The sequence below is a fragment of the Methylobacterium sp. 2A genome (assembly GCF_009806555.1).
GTDB lineage: Bacteria > Pseudomonadota > Alphaproteobacteria > Rhizobiales > Beijerinckiaceae > Methylobacterium.
In genome coordinates, this window is the sequence record NZ_VUOK01000054.1 from 22,074 (window position 1) to 39,882 (window position 17,809).

Here is a 17,809-nt window from a genome sequence, read left to right on the forward strand (position 1 = left end):
CGGGAGACCGGAAGTCCGCTACTCGGGCACGCGACGCAGGCAACTCCGGACGATGGGCGCGCAGGCGGCGTCGTGGCTCATCAGCGAGGAGGTGTCGCCGCTGAAGGTGACGCCGGCCACCCGGCCGCCCTCGATGCGGACGGTCGCGTGGCAATAGCCGCCGAACGACAGGCTGACCAAGCCAGCCGACATCCCGAAGGTTCGCGTGGAATTGGCGAAGTAGGTCAGCAACGTCGTCTTGCCGCTCACCAGGCGCTGGTCCGGCAGGCCGAGGCACGTCTGCACGTCGAGCGCCGACATCCCCACGAGATCGACCTTGGCCGCCTGCGCCGTGCGTTCGTCGATGGCGGCGCAGCCGACCAGGGAGCCTGCCAGGCAGCCCGCAAGGAGCAACGCCGGCAGGGCCCGGGAGGGGGCCCGGCCCCTCCCCATGCCTCCGGCCCCGGTCATCGCGACGCGAGGGTCCGCGCCACGGCCGGCGCGACCGGGACCGTCCCCTGCCACGCGGCGCCCGCGCGGGCCTTTTCGTAGCCGACCCGGTAGAGGCTGCGCATATAGGCGGTGTCGAACCCCTTCGCGGTCGTCGTGCGCGGGGCGGTGTCGTCGATGTAGGCGAGGTGGAAGCCGATCCGGTTCGCCCGGGCGAACGCGTAGGTCGCGGCCAGGCTCGCGCGGCTGCGGGCTTGGCTGCCGGTCGCGACCGTCTGCTCGACGATGGACAGGGTGTCGTTCTGGACCAACTCGAAATCGGGCTCGATCCGTCCGTTCATCAGCACGTAGATGTCGGCCTTCGGCGGCGCCGCGCTCGGGCCGCGACCGTTGGCGATCATGCCCTGCGGGACCGTGAAGACCGGCGTGACCACCGAGCCGTCGACGTGCAGTTCCTGGAAGGCGTGGCCGGCCGCCTGGACGTCGAGGAGTTGCGCGGGGAAGACCGCAGGCACGCTGGCCGAGGCCGTGAGCACGTCGCGGAACAGCGCCGCTGCGTCGGGAGCGCCGCTCGCCGCGATGGCGCCCATGTTCCAGATCATCGCCCGTTTCGAGTCCAGATTGGTGGTGACGACGAGCAGCCGGCGCCCCTTGGCGTGCTCCGCCGCGACCGCCGCCAGCAGGTCCGGGGTGACGTAGCGCCCGACAAGATCGCGCAGGCGCCCGTCCCCGAACAGCCCCGACCCGAACACGACGTTCACGAGGCTCGGATCCTTCACCAAGGTGGCGGCGACGCCGCTGGTGTAGATATCCTCCAGCACCGGGTCGTAGGCCGGGCCGAGGAACGCGAAGGGCGCGGTCAGGGCGCCCGTACTCACGCCCGACACGAGGCTGAATTCCGGCCGCGTCCCGGTCTCCGACCAACCGCGGAGGACGCCCGCGCCGTAGGCGCCGTCACCGCCGCCGCCCGAGAGGGCGAGGTACGACAACGGCCGGGCGCGCGTGGCGGGAGCCGCTATGAGGGCAGACAACGCCTCCGTCGATGCATCCGCGAAGACCCGGGCATTCGGGATGCCGGGTATCTCCGCGACCTGCGCCTCCGCGGCCGTGTAGGCCTGCCTGGGCACCGAGGCGCATGCGCCCAATGCCAGTGTCGTCGCCAGCATGAAGACCCTGGCTGGCGAGATGGACCGCTGTGGCGCCGTCATCGGATCTGGTCCTGTCGTGAGTCCTGCCGGGGTCGGGAAGACCCCGCGGATGGCAAGCGGCCGGCCCGATGTTGATCGGGAAGGATCGGACCGGCCGTCGCACCGCGCGATGAGGGAACTCTCGCGCGATCCTGGAAATTCGTCGGGGCGGGGGAACGGCTCATCGCCGGACCATCGCGACGCGCTCGTCCGGCAGGCCCCAGCCGAGACCGAGGCTCTTCTGGAGCGCGACGTAGTCGTTGGTGTATTCGGCCTGCGCCTGGGCGAGGCCCTGCTCGGCCTGCAGGCGCTGGCGCTCGACGTCGAGCACGTCGATGGTGCTGACCGTGCCGGCGGTGTTGCGCTGGTCGGTGAGCATCGACGCCTTGCCCGCCGACGCGCTCGCCCGCGCGAGCCGCGCGACGGTCGCACGCTGGTGTCCGTAGCGCGACAGGGCCGTCTCGGCGTCCTGCAGCGCCTGCAGCACGGTCTGCTCGTACTGCGCCAGCGCCTCGTCGGTGCCGGCCTCGGACTGCCGGATCTGCGCCAGCGTCCGACCGAAATCGAGGATGTTCCACGACAGGGTCGGGCCGACGGAATAGGTCGAGGCCGCGAGCGTGCCGATGGATCCGATGTTCGGCGACACCCAGCCGGCATTGCCCAGCAGGGTCACCTTCGGGAACAGCTTGGCCACCGACTGGCCGACCTGCGCGTTGGCGGCGGCGACCTGACGTTCCGCGCGACGGATGTCGGGACGGCGGCGGATCAGGCTCGCCGGGTCGCCGACGGCCAGGGTGGGCGGCGGCACCGGGATCGCGCGCGGCGGCTTCAGCAAGGCGTCGACGGCCCCCGGCTCGCGCGACACGAGGACGGCGATCTGGTTCAGGGACTGGTCGATCTGCGCCTGGAAGGCCGGCGCCTGGGAGGCGGTGGTCTCGAACTGCGTGCGCAGGCGCTCGACGTCGAGGGTCGAGGCCGCCCCCTGGGCGAGCCGCTGCTGGCTGAGGTTCACGGCCTCGCGCTGGAGGGAGGCGGCGCGCAGCGTCAGGGCCAGGCGGCGTTGCGCGCCGCGCAGCGTCACGTAGGCCTGCGCGACCTCCGCGGCGACCTGGACCTGGGCGTCCGCCACCGCGGCCTCCGCGGCCTCGCCCTGCGCGGCCGCCTGCTCGATGGCCCGCTGCTTGCCGCCGAAGATGTCGATTTCCCAGGTCGCGTCGAAGCTCGCGTCGTAGAGGTCGGTATTGACCGATTTCGGGATCGTCACGGCGCCGGAAGAAGCCGCGGCGGCACCGAGGCCGCGGGTGAGCCCGCTCCCGATGAAGTCCTTGACCGGGAACTGGTTGTTGAGGGCCACGGTATTGGCCGAGATGCTCGGCGCGAGGTCGGCGGTGCGCTGGCTCAGCATGGCGCGCGACTGGCGCAGCCGGGCGGCGGCGACCTGCACGTTCGTGTTGGTCGCCAGGGCCTCCTCGACGAGCTCGGTGAGGATGGGGTCGCGCAGCGACGTCCACCACCGGGCCGGCGGGTCGACCGGCACCGTGCGCGTGGCGTTCGCACGGACGAAGGGAGCACCGGTCTCGGCGCGCGGCGCGGCGACCGGCGGTCCGGCGTAGTCGGGGCCGACCACGCAGCCACCGAGCAATCCGGCGACCACCAGCGCGAGGCCGGGGCGAGGCGTGAGGGGGAGCATCGCGCGGCCTCAGTGCATCGCCACCGGGCCGCCCTTCGGCGACGGGCGGAGGAACAGGACGAGCGGCAGGACCGCGAGCAGGATCCAGCCGAACACGAGGTACAGGTCCGAGAAGGTCATCACGGTCGCCTGTGCGCCGATCATCTGCTTCAAGCCGCGCAGCGCCAGCCGCATGGCCTCCGGGCCGCCGGACCCGACCATGGCGTCGATGCGGTCCTGGACGATCACCGAGTTCGCCCGCACGGATTCCTCCAGGCGGGCGTTGTGGAAGTCGTCGCGCCGCTGCTGCAGGGTCGAGATCAGGGCGAGGCCGAAGGAGCCGCCGAGGTTGCGCGCGCCGTTGAACAGGCCGGAGGCGTCCTCGGCCTTGTCGCGCTCGACCGCGGTGGCCGCGGCCTGGTTGAGGAACAGGAGGGAGAAGGCCTGACCCACCCCGCGCAGCAGCTGCGAGGCGACGAATTGCTGGCCCGCATCCTCGGTGGTGAGCCCCGATTCCATGAAGCAGCTCACGGCGTAGCAGAGGATGCCGAAGCCGATGGCGACCCGGATGTCGAGGAGCCGCACCAGCAGGGGGAAGAACGGCATGAAGGCCAGCGTCGGGATACCCGAGATCAGGACGATGTAGCCCGACTGCTCGGAATTGTAGTGCGGCACTTCGCTGAGGAACTGCGGGATCAGGTACAGGATGCCGTAGAGCGCCCCGCCGATGGCGAAGCTCATCAGGAAGACGCTGCCGAAGCTGCGCGTGAACAGGATGCTCATGTCGATGACCGGCTCGCGCGCCGTCACCTGACCGATGACGATCAGCACGAAGCCGCAGGCGGAGGCGACGCTGAACCAGACGATGAAGGAGGATTCGAACCACTGCTCGCGCTGCCCCTCCTCCAGCACGATGGTCAGGCAGCCGAGCCCGACGGCCAGCCCGACGATGCCGAGCCAGTCCCCCTGCGCGATGCGCCAGAGCTGCGCCGGCTTGTGCGGGAGCCCGACGAGCAGGAGCACGACGAGGCCGATGCCGATCGGCAGGTTGAGGAAGAACGAATAGTGCCAGCTCACGTTCTCGGTGAGCCAGCCGCCGATCAGGGGTCCGAGAACGGGGCCGAGCACGGCCGTCAGCCCGAACAGGGCGACGCCGACGGGGCGCTGCGCCGGCGGCAGCCGCGTCGAGACGATGCTGAGCGCGGTCGGAATCATGGCGCCGCCGGTGAAGCCCTGGCCGACGCGTCCGACGATCATCGTGCCGAGGTTGCCCGAGACGCCGCACAGCATCGAGAAGCCGACGAACAGCACCGTCATCACGAGGAGGAAGCTGCGCAGGCCGAAGACCTTCTCCAGCCACCCGGATAGCGGGATCATGATGATCTCGGCCACGAGATAGGCGGTCGAGATCCAGGTCCCCTCCGAGCCGGAGGCGCCGATCTCACCCTGGATGGTCGGCAGCGCCGCGTTGACGATCGAGGTGTCGAGCGTCGCCATGAGCGCGCCGATGGTGCCGGCGGCGACCGCGAGCCATGCGGCGGCGTCGGCCTTCTCGCCCCCTTGCGGCTTTCGCGAGGAAGGGGTGCGCGCGCTCATGGACGGGCTCTCGCGCTGCGCGTCCGCTCGACCGGCTGGGCCCCGGGTCCGGCTTCCGAGACCTTCGGCTCGTCGGCATCCTCGTCCTCGCCGTCGCCGTCGTCCCGGGCCCCGCGGGTGTCGACGGAGACGACGACGGACAGGCCCGGGATCAGGACCTTGCGCGCCTCGCTGCCGGCCTTGAAGCGGATGCGGACCGGCACGCGCTGGACGATCTTGGTGAAGTTGCCGGTGGCGTTCTCGGGCGGGATCAGGGCGAATTGCGCCCCCGTTCCGGGCGAGAAGCTCGCGACGCGGCCCTTCAGGTCGTGGCCCGACAGGGCGTCGACGCTGACGGTCACGGGCTGGCCGACCCGCATCAGCCCGATCTGGGTCTCCTTGAAGTTCGCCTCGATGTAGAGATCCTCGACCGGCACCACCGCCATCAGCCGGGTGCTGGCCTGGACGTACTGCCCGATGCGGGCGGTGAGGTCGCCGACGCGGCCGGCAATGGGGCTTCTCACGACCGTGTGGTCGAGGTCGAGCTGGGCCTGCGCGACCCCGGCCCGGGCCTGGTCGACGGCCGCCTTGGCCTGTGCGACGGCGGCCTTGAGGGACGCGACCTGCTTCTGGGCGGACTGAACCTGGGCGTCGTTGACTTCCACCTGAGCCTGATTCTGCTCGGCCTGGCTCTTGTACTGGTCGAGCTTCTCGACCGTGTCGGCGCCCGAAGCGGCCAGCGGCTTGTAGCGCTTGACCTGCTCGGCGGAGAACTTGGCGGTCACCTGCGAGGCCGCGAGCTGGGCCTTGGCCTGGTCGATCTGCGCCTGCTGGCGGACGACCTCGGCCTCCGCCCGCGCCAGATCGGCCTGCCGGGCGTCGACCTGCGCCTGCTGCTGGGCGAGCTTGGCACGGTACTGCCCGTCGTCCACCGTCACGAGAACCTGCCCCGCGGCGACGATCTGGTTGGCTGCGACCGGCACCGTCGCGAGATACCCGGAGACCTGGGGCGAGATCGCCACCTGATCGGCCTGCACGTAGGCGTCGTTGGTCTCCTGGATGAAGCGCCCGACGGTCCAGTAATGCCAACCCCAGATCCCGCCCCCGACGAGCACGGCGATGCCGGCTATGGCGAGCAGGCCCTTCACCCAGGGCTTCTTCAGCGCGGAGGGCTTTCTGTCCTCGCCGGATCGCTCGCCCCCCTCAGAGCGGCCCGCATCGGAAGCGCTGTCCTCCTGGGGCTCGGCCCCGCCGGCTGGCGCCCGGCTCTCATCCTCTTCCGCGCGTGCCATCCGGGCCGATCCAACAAGGAAACCGGACAGTTCCTTATATGCTTCGTCGAAGGGCCGCAATGCGGGACCCGGGCGCTGTCACGGCGGTTCGCACAGGGTGTATCCCCGGCGCCTATGCTCGCGCTGCGGTTTCGTGCATAATAGCCCGAACGAGTTTCCAAAAAGCCGCGAGGCCGCAGTGAACCGCAAGGAAACGCCGCCGCGGCCACCAAGCCGCCTCGGCCGGCCGCCACGCGGCTCCGAGGGCGAGGCGACGCTGCGCATCCTGGCGGCGGCCAAGCCCATCTTCCTGAAGGAGGGTTACGAGCTGGCGAGCATCGATGCCATCGCCGGGTCGGCGGGCATCTCGAAGAAGACCATCTACGCGCGCTTCGCGTCCAAGGAGGACCTGTTCGAGGCCGTGATCGTCCGGTTCATCGAGGAGAACGTCCCCGCCGTCGAGCAGGCAGCCGCCCAGGACGGCCCGGTCGGCGAGCGGCTCCACCGCATCGCGCTGGCCATGCTTGAGGTCGCCCTCACGGGGGACGGCATCGCGGTGCGCCGCATCATCATCGCGGAGGCCGTGCGTTTCCCCGAGTTTGCCCGGCTGCTTCATGATTTCGGCGTCGCCCGGGTCGCCCCGCTGATCGAGCGGTGTCTGGAGGAAGGCAACGCCTCGGGCGAGATCGCGGTCGAGAACGTCACGCACGCCCGCGAGATGTTCGTCAGCCTCACCCTCCGCGGCTTCATCGACAAGGCGGAGCTCGGCCTGGAGCGCCCCGGCCTGTCGCACGTCAAGCGGGAGACCCTGAAGCGGTCCGTCGACTTCTTCATGGCGGCCTGCCGGGGGCGCGCTTAGAGCCGTGCCCGATCGCGCTGCAATCGAGCACGGCTCTAAGCCTTTGTTTCAACGCGCTCTCTTGCGCCGAACCGGCGCCCACCTCGGCGGAGATCGCTCTAGAGCCGTGCCCGATCGCGCTGCAATCGGGCACGGCTCCAAGTTCTTGAGGCGCGCTCTCTTGCGCTGGACCGGTGCCCACCTTGGCGGAGAGCGCTTCGGCGGACGCGCCACGACCGGGCCTCGCCTCCGTGCGGGCCCGCTCACGACCGGAGATAGCGGACCATGATCTCACCGGCGGCCCGGCGACCGTATTCCGGAACGTCCTCGCCACGATAGGGCCGGACCAGATCGGTGAGGCCGTGCGGCCCGAGGACGTGGTCGAGCTCATCGGTCGTGAAGCCGATTTCGAGCGCCTCGCGGATGGCGCGGCGCGCGTAGGCGTCCGCCTCCGGTCGCCGAACGGCTCGCCCGTCCGCTCCCTGTCCGTGCCGCGAGCGTCGGGTCGGCATCACTCCCCGACGGCCGCGACGGGGGCGGCCGGGGCCGACGGCATCAGGGCCGCACCGGAAGCCACGAGCCCGGCCATCATGCGGAGATCCTCGGGCTGGTCGCGGTCGGAGGCCACCCGCTCGGCGTCCGCCTGCAGCCGCATGTTGCACGCCTTCGACGGCAGGCCCCCATCCGGCGTGCAGACGTCATGGCGGGCGCAGGCCGCGTCCAGCGCGTCGGTCGGGGCGGCGGGCGCCCTGTTCCCGGGGCCGCAATAATTGCCGTGCAGGAGCAGCGCCGGCCGCCCGGCGTCGGGCACCTCCCGGGCGAGTGCCGGCGCCGCGAACGTCGCGAGGAGTCCGAGGACGAGGGGCAATCGGGTCATCAGCTTTTTGTCTCCGGATCAACGGAACTCGATCGGGGCCTCCGGCTACGCGGCGGACGGGAGACTCAGCGCAGGCTGGCCGAGCGCCGCGCGTCGCCGCCCCGCGAGCCGCCGTCGAAGACGGCCCTGCAACCGGGGCTGAGGCTGGCCCGCTGGGCCTTCATGCAGCTCACGATCCGACCGCGGTCCGGTATCGACGTCAGGCAGAGCCGCATGACGTCGTCGCGGCACAAAGCCGCCTGCTGCTCTTCGCCGGCCTGGGCAGAGGTCAGGCCGGCGCCGAGGACGATCAGCGCCAGGCCGCAGTGGAAAGGGAGCTTCGCCATTATATCGTTCCTGCTTGACGAAAGGTCGGGCGTTCGCCGCGGGTCGGGACTGACCGGGAACGTTAAAGAAAACCAACAGTTCCATTACGGCCGCCACGGCCCCGATGCGGACCGCTCCGGACGGCCCGAGACGTACGACCCTCCCCGCCGGGATGACGCTCCCGGAAGTGCCATGCGGAACCGATCGGGTTATCGGATAGGATGGGTCCGGACCCAAGCCGGCACGGACCTTGGCAGTCATCCTATGCCTTGCCAGCCTGACCACCTCGGGCTCTGCGAGGGAGGCCGTCGCCGCCGCCCGGGCATGAATGGCGGACAGGGTGGTGCCGGGGAGGCGAAAAACCCGGACCGCCGACGTTCACGTCCGCATCGCCAGGGAGGGAACCGTCCTGGAAGTCGGGTTCGGACCGGCGGGGCGCCTTTGCCCACCGCCGCACGCGTCGAGGCCCCGGACGGGTCGACCGCGTTGAGCTTCCCCTTGCGGCTCGCCGGGGCCGCCGAGCCGTGGCAGGAGGCCCACTCTGCGGCAACGCGCTCGCGCAGATCGATCGACACGGATGACGGGTCGGCAGGCTCATCAGCCCACCGACCCGTCGGATGAGAACGCGTCGCGAACCGAACAGGCCCCGCTCTAAGCGGCCGCCAGGCTCGCGTTATCGATCACGAAGCGATACTTCACGTCGCTTTTCAGCATGCGCTCGTAGGCGTCGTTGATCTTCTGAATCGGGATCAGCTCGATGTCGGCGACGATGCCCTTCTCGGCGCAGAAATCCAGCATCTCCTGGGTCTCGGCGATGCCACCGATCAGCGAACCCGCGATCGAACGGCGCTTGAAGATCAGGTTGGCGATGTTCGGCGACGGGTGCGGATGCTCGGGCACGCCGACCAGGGTCATGGTCCCGTCCACCTTGAGCAGGCTGGTGAAGGCATCCAGGTCATGGCTGGCCGCGACCGTGTTGAGGATGAAGTCGAAGCTGTTGGCATGCGCGGCCATTTCCTCGGCGTTGCGCGATACGATGACCTCGTCGGCACCCAGGGCCTTGGCGGCCCCGCGCTTGCCCTCCGAGGTGGTGAAAGCGACGGTGTGCGCGCCCATCGCGTGAGCGAGCTTGATGCCCATGTGGCCCAGCCCGCCGATGCCGACCACGCCCACCTTCATGCCGGGCCCCACTTTCCAGCGGCGCAGCGGCGAATAGGTGGTGATGCCGGCACAGAGCAGCGGCGCCACCGCGGCGAGCTGCGCCTCGGGGTGAGAGATCTTCAGTACGAAGTCGTCTCTGACCACGATCTGCTGCGAGTAGCCGCCCAGGGTGTGGCCCGGCGCATCCTCGGTCGGGCCGTTGTAGGTCCAGACGAGACCGTCGTCGCAATACTGCTCCAAGCCGGCGTTGCAGGCCGGGCAATGGTGGCAGCTGTCCACCAGGCAACCGACGCCGACGGTATCGCCGACCTTGAACTTCGTCACGGCGCTGCCGACCGCCGAGACACGGCCGACGATCTCGTGGCCCGGGACGCAGGGATAGACCGTATTGGCCCACTCGTTGCGGGCCTGGTGCAGGTCGGAATGGCAGACGCCGCAATAGGCGATGTCGATCTTCACGTCATGCGCGCGCGGCGCGCGCCGGGTGATCTCGAGTGCGCCCAGCGGGGTGTCGGCGGCGCGGGTGCCATAAGCTTTCACGGTCATGGTCTTCTCCTTGCTCTGACGTGCTGTTGGGGCGCTCTCTGCCGGAACGGAGGCCGGTTCGGCGCAAGAGCGCGCGTTGAAACGAAGGTTTGGAGCCGCGCTGGATGGCAGCGCGATCGGGCTCGGCTCTAGGCGGCGACGCTGGTGTGCAGACGCACGTCGACGTTGCCGCGGGTGGCATTGGAGTACGGGCAGACGCGGTGCGTGGCCTCCACCAGCTTGAGAGCGTCGCCCTCGCTCAGGCCCCGGACTTCCACGTACAGGTCGATGTCCAGGGCATAGCCGCCGGCGTCGGTCTGACCGATACCGACCTCGACCGAAGTCTTGGTGGCGGTGGGTTCCAGCTTCAGTTGCTTGGCCGCCACCGGTAATGCGTTGTCGAAGCAGGCGGCAAAGCCCAGCGCAAACAATTGCTCGGGATTTGCGCCGCTCTTGCCGGACCCCGGCAGAGCCAGATCCAGCGCCAAGCTGCCATCATCCAGCGCAGTACGGCCAGAACGGCCGCCGATGGCGGTGGCGCGAGTCTTGTAGAAGATCTTCATCGCATGGTTCTCTCTCTCATGTGCTGAAGGGCGGCGCACCGCGCACCGCTTTCGACAAGCTCATGCCGCGCCTTCGGCGAGCCACGCCGCACCGGCTGTGCGCCTCTCGGCCCACGGTGCGCGCAACGCGGGGCTGAAGGCGGCATCTGAACTCCGGGCCGCCGATTCGACGGCATCGCCGGAGCGCCGGAAACCCGGGCTGCCTTGGTCGGCACTCGTTCTGGAATGCCCCACACGGCAGACCGGCGGGTCCTCGGTGAAAGAGCCGATCAACATGTCGTCGATCATCGCGACGCCCGTAGTGGCTCGATCGCCGAAGCGTCGCCGGCGAACACGTGAGCGCCGGCGGGGATGGGGAACGCATCAGCCACGGCGTGGTCCGGATCTCGGCGCGGGCCGAAAGCCTGGGGAGGATAGAACGGACCCAACGTCCCCCGGCCTTTGGCAGGCCGGGACAGGGTGGCGACTTCGAGGCGGACGTCGCCGGGTCGGGCAAGTCCGTGCGGCTGGGCACCCGACACGAACCTCGGCGTGTTGGCCGTCATGAACTCCATATCCTTCAATACGTTACGGTCATAAATAGACCGGTCGTATAGTTCCCGCCGACAGTGAGACCGCCTGTGGTCATGCCTCACCCTACGACGGGATCGCCAGCCACTGGCGTGTGAACACCAAGGCCTGCTCGAGTGGGACGCTGTCGCGCGTGATCTTGGCCCGCAGGCTGGCCCCCAACCACAATTGGTACAGCGTTTCCGCGGTGGACTTGGCCTCGAGCGTCGGCGGCAAGGAGCCCTCCGCCACGCCCTCCTCAATGCACCGGGCCAATCGCCTGACGATCCTGTCGGTGCCCTGCCGGAGCACGCCGCGCATGCTTTCGGACAGGTCGCTCACCTCGGCGGCCAGTTTGACCGCCAAGCACTTGCCCTTGGGATCGCAATCGCCCTGGACCTCACGCCAGTTCTCCCAATAGCGCATCAGCCCGGCCGCAGCCGACAGATTCGGCTGCGTCAGTAGCAGATCGAGCTGCTGCATGTAATCCGAAAAATACGCCTCCAGCAGCGATTCGCCAAAGGCTTCCTTCGAAGCAAAGTAGTGATAGAATGAGCCTTTGGGAACACCTGCCGACAAGAGAATCTCGTTCAAGCCGACTGCGGAAAATCCCTTTCCGCCGATGATTTCCTTGGCTGTTTCTATGATGTGCTGCCTTACATCATAGCCGCTATGCAGTCTTTTCATGATCTGCACAGGATGGCAGCGAACGGACGAGTTGTCTACAGGCATTAAAACCAAGATTGCCCGTGCGGCAGCCGAGCGGCCTTGCCGGAACCGCTCAAGCCGCTCGCACGTGCCCGGCCGCCCCCGAAAGCGGGTGTCGGCGGATTTGGAACACCGCGCCATCGCTCAGCGCGCGATCCCGGACATCACGGCGCAGAATACGTCGGAAAATCCGTATATCCCCTGGCGCCGCCACCATAGTAGACCGAGCTGTCGGCGCTCGCCAGCGGCCAGCCATGGCGCAGCCGCTCCGCCAGATCGGGATTGGCGATGAAAGGCCGCCCGAAGGAGATCGCGGTGGCGCGATTCCGCTGCAGATAATCCCGGGCCTTCTCGGCGGTGAAGCCGCCATTGGCCACGTAGGCGCCCTTCCACAGCGCATGGAGGCGGTCGAAGACCGCGCGCTGGCGCTCGTCGGGCGGACGGCCCGAATCCATCTGGATGTTGGCGAAGGGAAATTCTTCCACCATGTGCAGATAGGCCAGGCCGAAGCCGTTGAGGCGTCCGATCAGGGTGCTGAAGGTGGTCTCCGGATCACTGTCGCCCATGTCGCCATAGATGCCGAAGGGCGACAGGCGGATCCCGATGCGCTGGGCGTCCCAGGCCTGCGCAGCCGCCTCGACGACCTCGCACGCGAAGCGCGCGCGGTTGGCGGCGGAGCCGCCGTATTCGTCGGTCCGCCGGTTGCTGCGGTCGCGGATGAACTGATCGATCAGATAACCGTTGGCGGCGTGGATCTCGACCCCGTCGAAACCGGCCTCGCGCGCGTTGGCGACGCTTCTGGCGAAGTCCGCGACCGTTTCGCGGATGCCGGCATGGTCGAGCGCCACCGGCACCGCGCACGGCTTGGCCCCATCGGCGGTGAAGACGATCGACTCGGCGCGAACGGCCGAGGGCGCGACGGGGGAGGCCTTGTTGGGCAGCACATCGGGATGGCTGCTGCGCCCGACATGCCAGAGTTGTATGACGATCTTGCCGCCTTCGGCGTGAACCGCATCGGTCACCTTCGCCCAGGCGCGAACCTGATCGGAACTGTAGATCCCCGGTGTGGCGACGTAGCCCTTGGCCATGAGGCTGACCTGCGTGGCCTCGGTGATGATCAGGCCGGAACTGGCGCGCTGTGCGTAGTGCTGGGCCGCAAATTCCGAGGGCATGTCGGTGGCATCGTCGGCGCGGCTGCGAGTCAGGGGCGCCATGACGACCCGGTTTCGGATGTCGATTTTGCCCAATTGGACAGGCGTGAAAAGGACATCTTCGGTCAAGGTCATACCTCGCTCGTCATCGTTCGTGTATTCTCTATTTCGCAAAACTGCGAAATTTTAGAGCCGAAAAAAGGTCACAGTTCGCGACCGACACGGTTCGCAAACGCCGCGATCGCCTCCTCGTTGCGCCGGTAGTAGGTCCAGCCGCCGATGCGGCTCGACTGTACGAGACCGGCCCGCTGCAGCACCGCCAAATGCGTGGACGCGGTGGACGGCGACAGCCCGGCCTTTTGCTGGATATGCGTCACGCAAACGCCTTCAACCCAGCCATTGGGCGCATGCGTCGGCGGGAAGTTCTTGGCTGGTTCCTTGAGCCACTCCAGAATCTGGAGCCTTACGTCGTTGGACAGCGCTTTGAATTGCTCAAGCAAACGGCACCGTAAATTCCCCGGTTCGCGAACTGACGAATTGGTAGCGTGCTGCGGCCGCTTCAGCAAGGCCTTTCCAGTCGGAACGCGCCTTTTTTCGCGGGCAGCCGCGTTCCGAAACGCCTCTCACAAACCCATCGTCGGATAACGGCTCGGACGACGCGGGCTGCCGGTCGAGGCGTAGGCCGCCAGCCCAAAGCTCAGCCGGTTCGCTTCGGTGATGGCGGCCTCCAGATCCATGACGGGCTCGATCAGCGCCACGGGGCCGAACGGCTCCGCGTCCCCGCCGCGGGCAGCGGGGGCGAGCCCGGTGAGGACGGCAGATGCGTGCCAGGAGCCCGGGCCGGATGGGGCAGAGCCTTCCACGACCGTGCCGTGGGCGCGGGCCTCCTCCACGGGCGCGCCGATCGCGGCGCGGCGGCCATTCCGGAGCGGACCCCTCTGTGTGCCGGCGTCGAAGGCTTCGCCGACGGCGATTGTCCGGGCAGCCGCCTGAAACACCCTGGCGAACCGGTCATAGGCCGACGCCTCGACGAGGAAGCAGGCAGGCGAAAGGCAGACCTGCCCGGTATTCCGGTATGGCGCAGTGACGGCGCTGGCGGCCATCGCCTCGGCATCCGTGTCGGCCATGACGAGGCGATGACCGGCGAGGTCCTTCACCATGCGCTTCATCAAGCCCGCGCAGAGCGCCGTCGGTTCCTTGCCGGCCGCCAAGCCCGCGGTGAAGCTGAGGCGCCGCAGGCGGGGATCGGTTGCGAGGCGGCAGACGGCTTGCGGGAGGTGTGCGATCAAGGCGCGCGGCATGCCGGCCCCGGATCGACGGGTGACGCGCTGGGAGCACGGGACAGGGCGCGACGCCGTCCCGACGTGGATCCCGCGGCGATGCGGGTGCGGCGGCAAACCGTCGAGCCTGTGTTCGGGACGATCAAGCCTGGATGGGCGCGACGCACTTCCAGACGCGGCGCCTGAGAAACGGGGCCACCGGGATGAGCCCGCACAGCCTGGCCTACGCCCTGAAGCGGGTCATCGCTCTCCGCGCCACCGGCCCGCCCGTCACCGCCGAGGGCGTGAGGCCGTGGGTCATCAGGCGCCCAGGTGTTGGCCGCTGTCCACAGGGATAACCGTGCCGGTGATCCGGCGGGCAGCGTCGCTGACCAGGAAGGCGGCCAGCGCCCCGACATCAGCGATGTCCACCAAGTGATGCTCGGGGACGGAGGCCGCAGCGCGCTCCATCAACGCGTCGAAGCGGTCGATGCCCGAGGCCGCTCGCGTTCGGATCGGACCGGGCGAGACAGCGTGGACGCGAATGCCCTTGGGCCCGAGTTCCGCGGCGAGGTACTTGGTGGCGCTCTCCAGGGCCGCCTTCACCGGGCCCATGAGGTTGTAGTGCTCGACCACGCGCTCGGAGCCGTAGAAGGTGACAGTCAGGAGGCAGCCGCCATTCGGCATCAGCGGCTCCGCCAATCTGGCCATGCGGATGAACGAATGGACGGAAACCTCCATGGCGGTGGCGAAGCCCGCCGCCGTGCAATCCGTCACCCGCCCATGCAAGTCCTCTTTCGGCGCGAAGGCGATGGCGTGCAGCAGAAAGTCGAGGCCGCCCCATTCCGCCCGGATGCGCGCGAACACGGCTTCGAGTTCGCCGGGCGTGCGCACGTCGCAGGGCGCGAGCAGATCCACACCGAGGGGATCGGTGACCGCCCGCACATAGGGCAAGGCCTTGTCGTTGAGATAGGTGGCCGCAAGCTGGGCGCCACCGGTGTGGAAGGCCTGGGCACAGCCGGCGGCGATGCTGTGCGCGTTGGCGATGCCGGCCACCAGCCCGCGTTTTCCGGTGAGGTCAAACAGAGGCGTCATCGGATCTGCCGCAATTCGGAGTTGTCGAGGATTTCGAGCGTGTGGATCGCGATCATCCGCTCCTCGTCGGTGGGAAGGACGCGGACCTTCACCCGGCTCGCGGGGGCGCTGATCACCGCCGCACCCGCGGCGTTGGCGTCCGCGGCGATCTCCACGCCGAGCCAGGAGAGCCGGGCGCAGGCCGCCGCCCGGATCGCCGCCGCGTGCTCGCCGATCCCCGCCGTGAAGACCAGGCCGTCCAGACCACCGAGCGAGCCCGCCAGTGCGGCCGCCTGGCGGCCGATCTGATAGACGAACAGCTCGACGGCCTCGGCGGCGTGCGGATCGTGGCTCGCGAGCAGGGTCCGCATGTCGCTGGACAGGCCGGAGACGCCGAGCATGCCCGAGCGGCGGTAGATCAGATCCTCGATCGCCTCGCCCGAGTAGCCGTGGCTCTGGATCAGATAGAGGAGGACACCCGGATCGAGCGAACCACAGCGCGTGCCCATCACGAGGCCGTCCACAGCCGTGAAGCCCATAGTGGAGTCCAGGCTCACCCCGCCGGACAGCGCGCAGAGGCTGGCGCCATTGCCGAGATGTGCGGCGACGATCCGTCCCCGGGCCATCTCCGGATCGAGGCCCGCCAGGGTGCGGGCGACATACTCATAGGACAGGCCGTGGAAACCGTAGCGCCGCACGCCCGCGTCCGTGAGGGCGCGCGGCAGGGCGAAGCGGGTGGCGACCACCGGTTGGGTGCGGTGGAAGGCCGTATCGAAGGCTACGATTTGGGGCAGGTGCGGTCGGACGGCTTGAGCGGCGCGCACCGCCGCCAGGTTGTGCGGCTGGTGGAGAGGCGCGAGGGGCGACAACGCGGCAAGCTCGGTCATGACCGCATCGCTGGCCAGCGCGGGGCCATCGAACCGCGCGCCGCCATGCACGATCCGGTGCCCGACTCCGATCAGTTCGTCACCGCCCAGGTGATGCTCGATCCAGTCGAACAACGCGCCGAAGAACGCCTCGTGGGCCATGCTCGCGCCGTCCGGCCAACGCCGCTCGGTCAGGACGCGGCCGGTATGGTCGCGGGCGACGAGGTGCGGCGCGGTGCCGATCCCCTCGATCTCACCCCGGACCGTGGGTTGGGGATCCCCGGCGGCCGCAACCTCGAACAGGGCGAACTTGAGGCTGGATGAGCCGGCGTTCAGGCTGAGGACAGCGTCGCTCATGCGGCGACCGCATCGGTCTGAAGGCCGCCCGGCGCGGCGGCGACCCCGGCGCGTGCCACCAGCACGGCGAGGGCGCAAGAGGCGATGCGGGTGCGCGCCGAGTCCGCCCGGCTGGTCAGGATGATCGGCACGCGCGCGCCCAGGACCACGCCAGCCGCATCGGCCCCCGCGAGGAAGCTCAGTTGCTTGGCCAGCATGTTGCCGGCCTCCAGGTCGGGCACGAGCAGAATGTCGGCTTGGCCGGCCACGGGCGAGACGATGCCCTTCTCCTTGGCGGCTTCGGGGCTGACGGCGTTGTCGAAGGCCAGGGGACCGTCCAGGATCGCGCCGGTGATCTGGCCCCGGTCGGCCATCTTGCACAAAGCTGCGGCCTCCAGCGTGGAGCGCATCTTGCAATTGACGGTCTCCACCGCCGCCAGGATCGCGACCCGCGGCGTGGCGGTGCCGATGGCGTGCGCCAGTTCCACCGCGTTCTGGACGATGTCGCGCTTGGCCTCCAGGTCCGGCGCGATATTGATCGCCGCGTCGGTGATGAGCAGGGGACGCGGATAGCTCGCCACGTCCATGAGGTAGACGTGGCTGATGCGCCGCTCGGTGCGCAGGCCGCCTTCCGTCGCCACCACCGCCGACATCAGCTCGTCCGTGTGCAGCGAGCCCTTCATCAGGAGCTGGGCCTCGCCGGAGCGGGCCAGCGCCACGCCCTGGGCCGCCGCCGCGTGGCTGTGGGGGGTCGCGATCAGCCGGAAGGCGCCGATATCCACGCCCGCTGCCTCGGCTGCCGCGTGGATCTTCGCTTCCGGCCCGATCAGGACGGGTGCGATCAGGCCGGCCGCGGCGGCGTCGCTCACCGCGAGGATGGCCGTGGCGTCGCAGGGATGCACGACCGCCGTCACCGCCGGCGCTCCGCCGGCATGCGCCTGCGCCAGCAGGGTGCGGAAACGGTCGTGGCGGGTCAGGCGCACCTCCGGGAGGGCAATGCGCGGGCGGCGGACCTTCTCGGTCGGGGCCTTGACCACCGCCTGACCGCTGATGACCTCCTCGCCGCGCTGGTTGGTGCAGCGGCAGTCGAGCAGCACGATCTGGTGGGGCGGCTTCTTCTCCGCGACCGTGACCGTGGCCGTGATGGTGTCGCCGATGTCCACCGGGTGGCTGAATTTGAGGCTCTGATCGAGGTAGATCGTGCCCGGCCCCGGCAGCTTGACGCCGAGCACGCCGGAGATCAGGGCGCCGCCCCACATGCCGTGCACGATCACCCGGTGGAAGATGTCGCTTTGGGCGAAGGCGGGATCCAGGTGAGCGGGGTTCACATCGCCGGAAACAGCGGCGAACACTTGCACGTCGTCAGCGGTGACGGTGCGGGTGATGCCGGCGCTGTCGCCGACCTTCAATTCGTCGAAGGTATGGTTCTCGACGTAAGTATCATCGGCGGCGGAGGTCATGAGGC

The 17,809-nt window shown here is 69.1% G+C and carries 19 protein-coding genes and 1 pseudogene; 2 read left to right on the forward strand and 18 right to left on the reverse strand.

Annotated features, from left to right (window positions below; translation table 11 throughout):
* Window positions 1-18: 18 nt before the first annotated feature.
* From FVE89_RS23620 to FVE89_RS23640, 5 genes are all read right to left on the reverse strand, one after another.
* Window positions 19-450, reverse strand: a complete 432-nt coding sequence (locus FVE89_RS23620) for a hypothetical protein (RefSeq protein ID WP_160536712.1) — start codon at window positions 448-450, stop codon at window positions 19-21.
* Window positions 447-1,595 (reverse strand): patatin-like phospholipase family protein, encoded by a 1,149-nt coding sequence (locus FVE89_RS23625; RefSeq protein ID WP_246731159.1) that lies wholly within the window; start codon window positions 1,593-1,595, stop codon window positions 447-449. The genes FVE89_RS23620 and FVE89_RS23625 overlap by 4 nt, the downstream gene beginning before the upstream one ends.
* A 202-nt stretch (window positions 1,596-1,797) precedes the next feature.
* Window positions 1,798-3,306 (reverse strand): efflux transporter outer membrane subunit, encoded by a 1,509-nt coding sequence (locus tag FVE89_RS23630; protein WP_160536714.1) that lies wholly within the window; start codon window positions 3,304-3,306, stop codon window positions 1,798-1,800.
* Between the two features lie 9 nt (window positions 3,307-3,315).
* Window positions 3,316-4,881: a DHA2 family efflux MFS transporter permease subunit gene (locus FVE89_RS23635; RefSeq protein ID WP_160536715.1), complete on the reverse strand. Its 1,566-nt coding sequence runs from the start codon at window positions 4,879-4,881 to the stop codon at window positions 3,316-3,318.
* Window positions 4,878-6,152 (reverse strand): HlyD family secretion protein, encoded by a 1,275-nt coding sequence (locus FVE89_RS23640; protein ID WP_160536716.1) that lies wholly within the window; start codon window positions 6,150-6,152, stop codon window positions 4,878-4,880. The genes FVE89_RS23635 and FVE89_RS23640 overlap by 4 nt, the downstream gene beginning before the upstream one ends.
* Window positions 6,153-6,330: 178 nt before the next feature.
* On the opposite strand from FVE89_RS23640, the gene FVE89_RS23645 reads away from it, so the two are divergent.
* Window positions 6,331-6,990: a TetR/AcrR family transcriptional regulator gene (locus tag FVE89_RS23645; RefSeq protein WP_160536717.1), complete on the forward strand. Its 660-nt coding sequence runs from the start codon at window positions 6,331-6,333 to the stop codon at window positions 6,988-6,990.
* Window positions 6,991-7,232: 242 nt separating this feature from the next.
* Here FVE89_RS23645 and FVE89_RS23650 read toward each other — a convergent pair whose 3' ends face one another.
* From FVE89_RS23650 to FVE89_RS23695, 10 genes are all read right to left on the reverse strand, one after another.
* Window positions 7,233-7,481, reverse strand: a complete 249-nt coding sequence (locus FVE89_RS23650; protein ID WP_160536718.1) for a hypothetical protein — start codon at window positions 7,479-7,481, stop codon at window positions 7,233-7,235.
* Window positions 7,481-7,846: a hypothetical protein gene (locus FVE89_RS23655; protein WP_160536719.1), complete on the reverse strand. Its 366-nt coding sequence runs from the start codon at window positions 7,844-7,846 to the stop codon at window positions 7,481-7,483. The genes FVE89_RS23650 and FVE89_RS23655 overlap by 1 nt, the downstream gene beginning before the upstream one ends.
* A 65-nt stretch (window positions 7,847-7,911) precedes the next feature.
* On the reverse strand, window positions 7,912-8,172 hold the full coding sequence (locus FVE89_RS23660) for a hypothetical protein (protein ID WP_160536720.1): 261 nt from the start codon (window positions 8,170-8,172) through the stop codon (window positions 7,912-7,914).
* A 631-nt stretch (window positions 8,173-8,803) separates the two neighbouring features.
* Window positions 8,804-9,859 (reverse strand): NAD(P)-dependent alcohol dehydrogenase, encoded by a 1,056-nt coding sequence (locus tag FVE89_RS23665; RefSeq protein ID WP_160536721.1) that lies wholly within the window; start codon window positions 9,857-9,859, stop codon window positions 8,804-8,806.
* Between the two features lie 128 nt (window positions 9,860-9,987).
* On the reverse strand, window positions 9,988-10,401 hold the full coding sequence (locus FVE89_RS23670) for an organic hydroperoxide resistance protein (RefSeq protein WP_160536722.1): 414 nt from the start codon (window positions 10,399-10,401) through the stop codon (window positions 9,988-9,990).
* 60 nt (window positions 10,402-10,461) lie between these two features.
* Window positions 10,462-10,689 carry a hypothetical protein gene (locus FVE89_RS23675; RefSeq protein ID WP_160536723.1) on the reverse strand — a complete coding sequence of 76 codons (228 nt, stop codon included), beginning with the start codon at window positions 10,687-10,689 and terminating at the stop codon, window positions 10,462-10,464.
* A 348-nt stretch (window positions 10,690-11,037) separates the two neighbouring features.
* Window positions 11,038-11,637, reverse strand: coding sequence for a TetR/AcrR family transcriptional regulator (locus FVE89_RS23680; protein WP_160536724.1), 600 nt, complete (start codon window positions 11,635-11,637; stop codon window positions 11,038-11,040).
* A gap of 185 nt (window positions 11,638-11,822) precedes the next feature.
* Entirely contained in the window at window positions 11,823-12,944 is a 1,122-nt protein-coding gene (locus FVE89_RS23685; protein ID WP_160536725.1) for an alkene reductase, read from the reverse strand.
* Between the two features lie 68 nt (window positions 12,945-13,012).
* Window positions 13,013-13,309, reverse strand: coding sequence for a helix-turn-helix transcriptional regulator (locus FVE89_RS23690; RefSeq protein WP_161392733.1), 297 nt, complete (start codon window positions 13,307-13,309; stop codon window positions 13,013-13,015).
* Window positions 13,310-13,432: 123 nt separating this feature from the next.
* Complete coding sequence (locus FVE89_RS23695) at window positions 13,433-14,110, reverse strand: aldehyde dehydrogenase family protein (protein ID WP_160536726.1); 678 nt, start codon at window positions 14,108-14,110, stop codon at window positions 13,433-13,435.
* On the opposite strand from FVE89_RS23695, the pseudogene FVE89_RS31355 reads away from it, so the two are divergent.
* A pseudogene (locus FVE89_RS31355) lies at window positions 14,073-14,427 on the forward strand (hypothetical protein); the annotation flags it as partial. The gene FVE89_RS23695 and the pseudogene FVE89_RS31355 sit on opposite strands and share 38 nt — an antisense overlap.
* Here FVE89_RS31355 and fabI read toward each other — a convergent pair.
* From fabI to FVE89_RS23710, 3 genes are read right to left on the reverse strand one after another with little or no spacing between them, the layout of a single operon-like run.
* Complete coding sequence (gene fabI / locus FVE89_RS23700; protein WP_160536727.1) at window positions 14,390-15,163, reverse strand: enoyl-ACP reductase FabI; 774 nt, start codon at window positions 15,161-15,163, stop codon at window positions 14,390-14,392. The pseudogene FVE89_RS31355 and the gene fabI overlap by 38 nt on opposite strands.
* Window positions 15,160-16,365 (reverse strand): acetate/propionate family kinase, encoded by a 1,206-nt coding sequence (locus FVE89_RS23705; RefSeq protein WP_160536728.1) that lies wholly within the window; start codon window positions 16,363-16,365, stop codon window positions 15,160-15,162. The genes fabI and FVE89_RS23705 overlap by 4 nt, the downstream gene beginning before the upstream one ends.
* Window positions 16,362-17,804, reverse strand: coding sequence for a bifunctional enoyl-CoA hydratase/phosphate acetyltransferase (locus FVE89_RS23710; protein WP_160536729.1), 1,443 nt, complete (start codon window positions 17,802-17,804; stop codon window positions 16,362-16,364). The genes FVE89_RS23705 and FVE89_RS23710 overlap by 4 nt, the downstream gene beginning before the upstream one ends.
* Window positions 17,805-17,809: the final 5 nt, after the last annotated feature.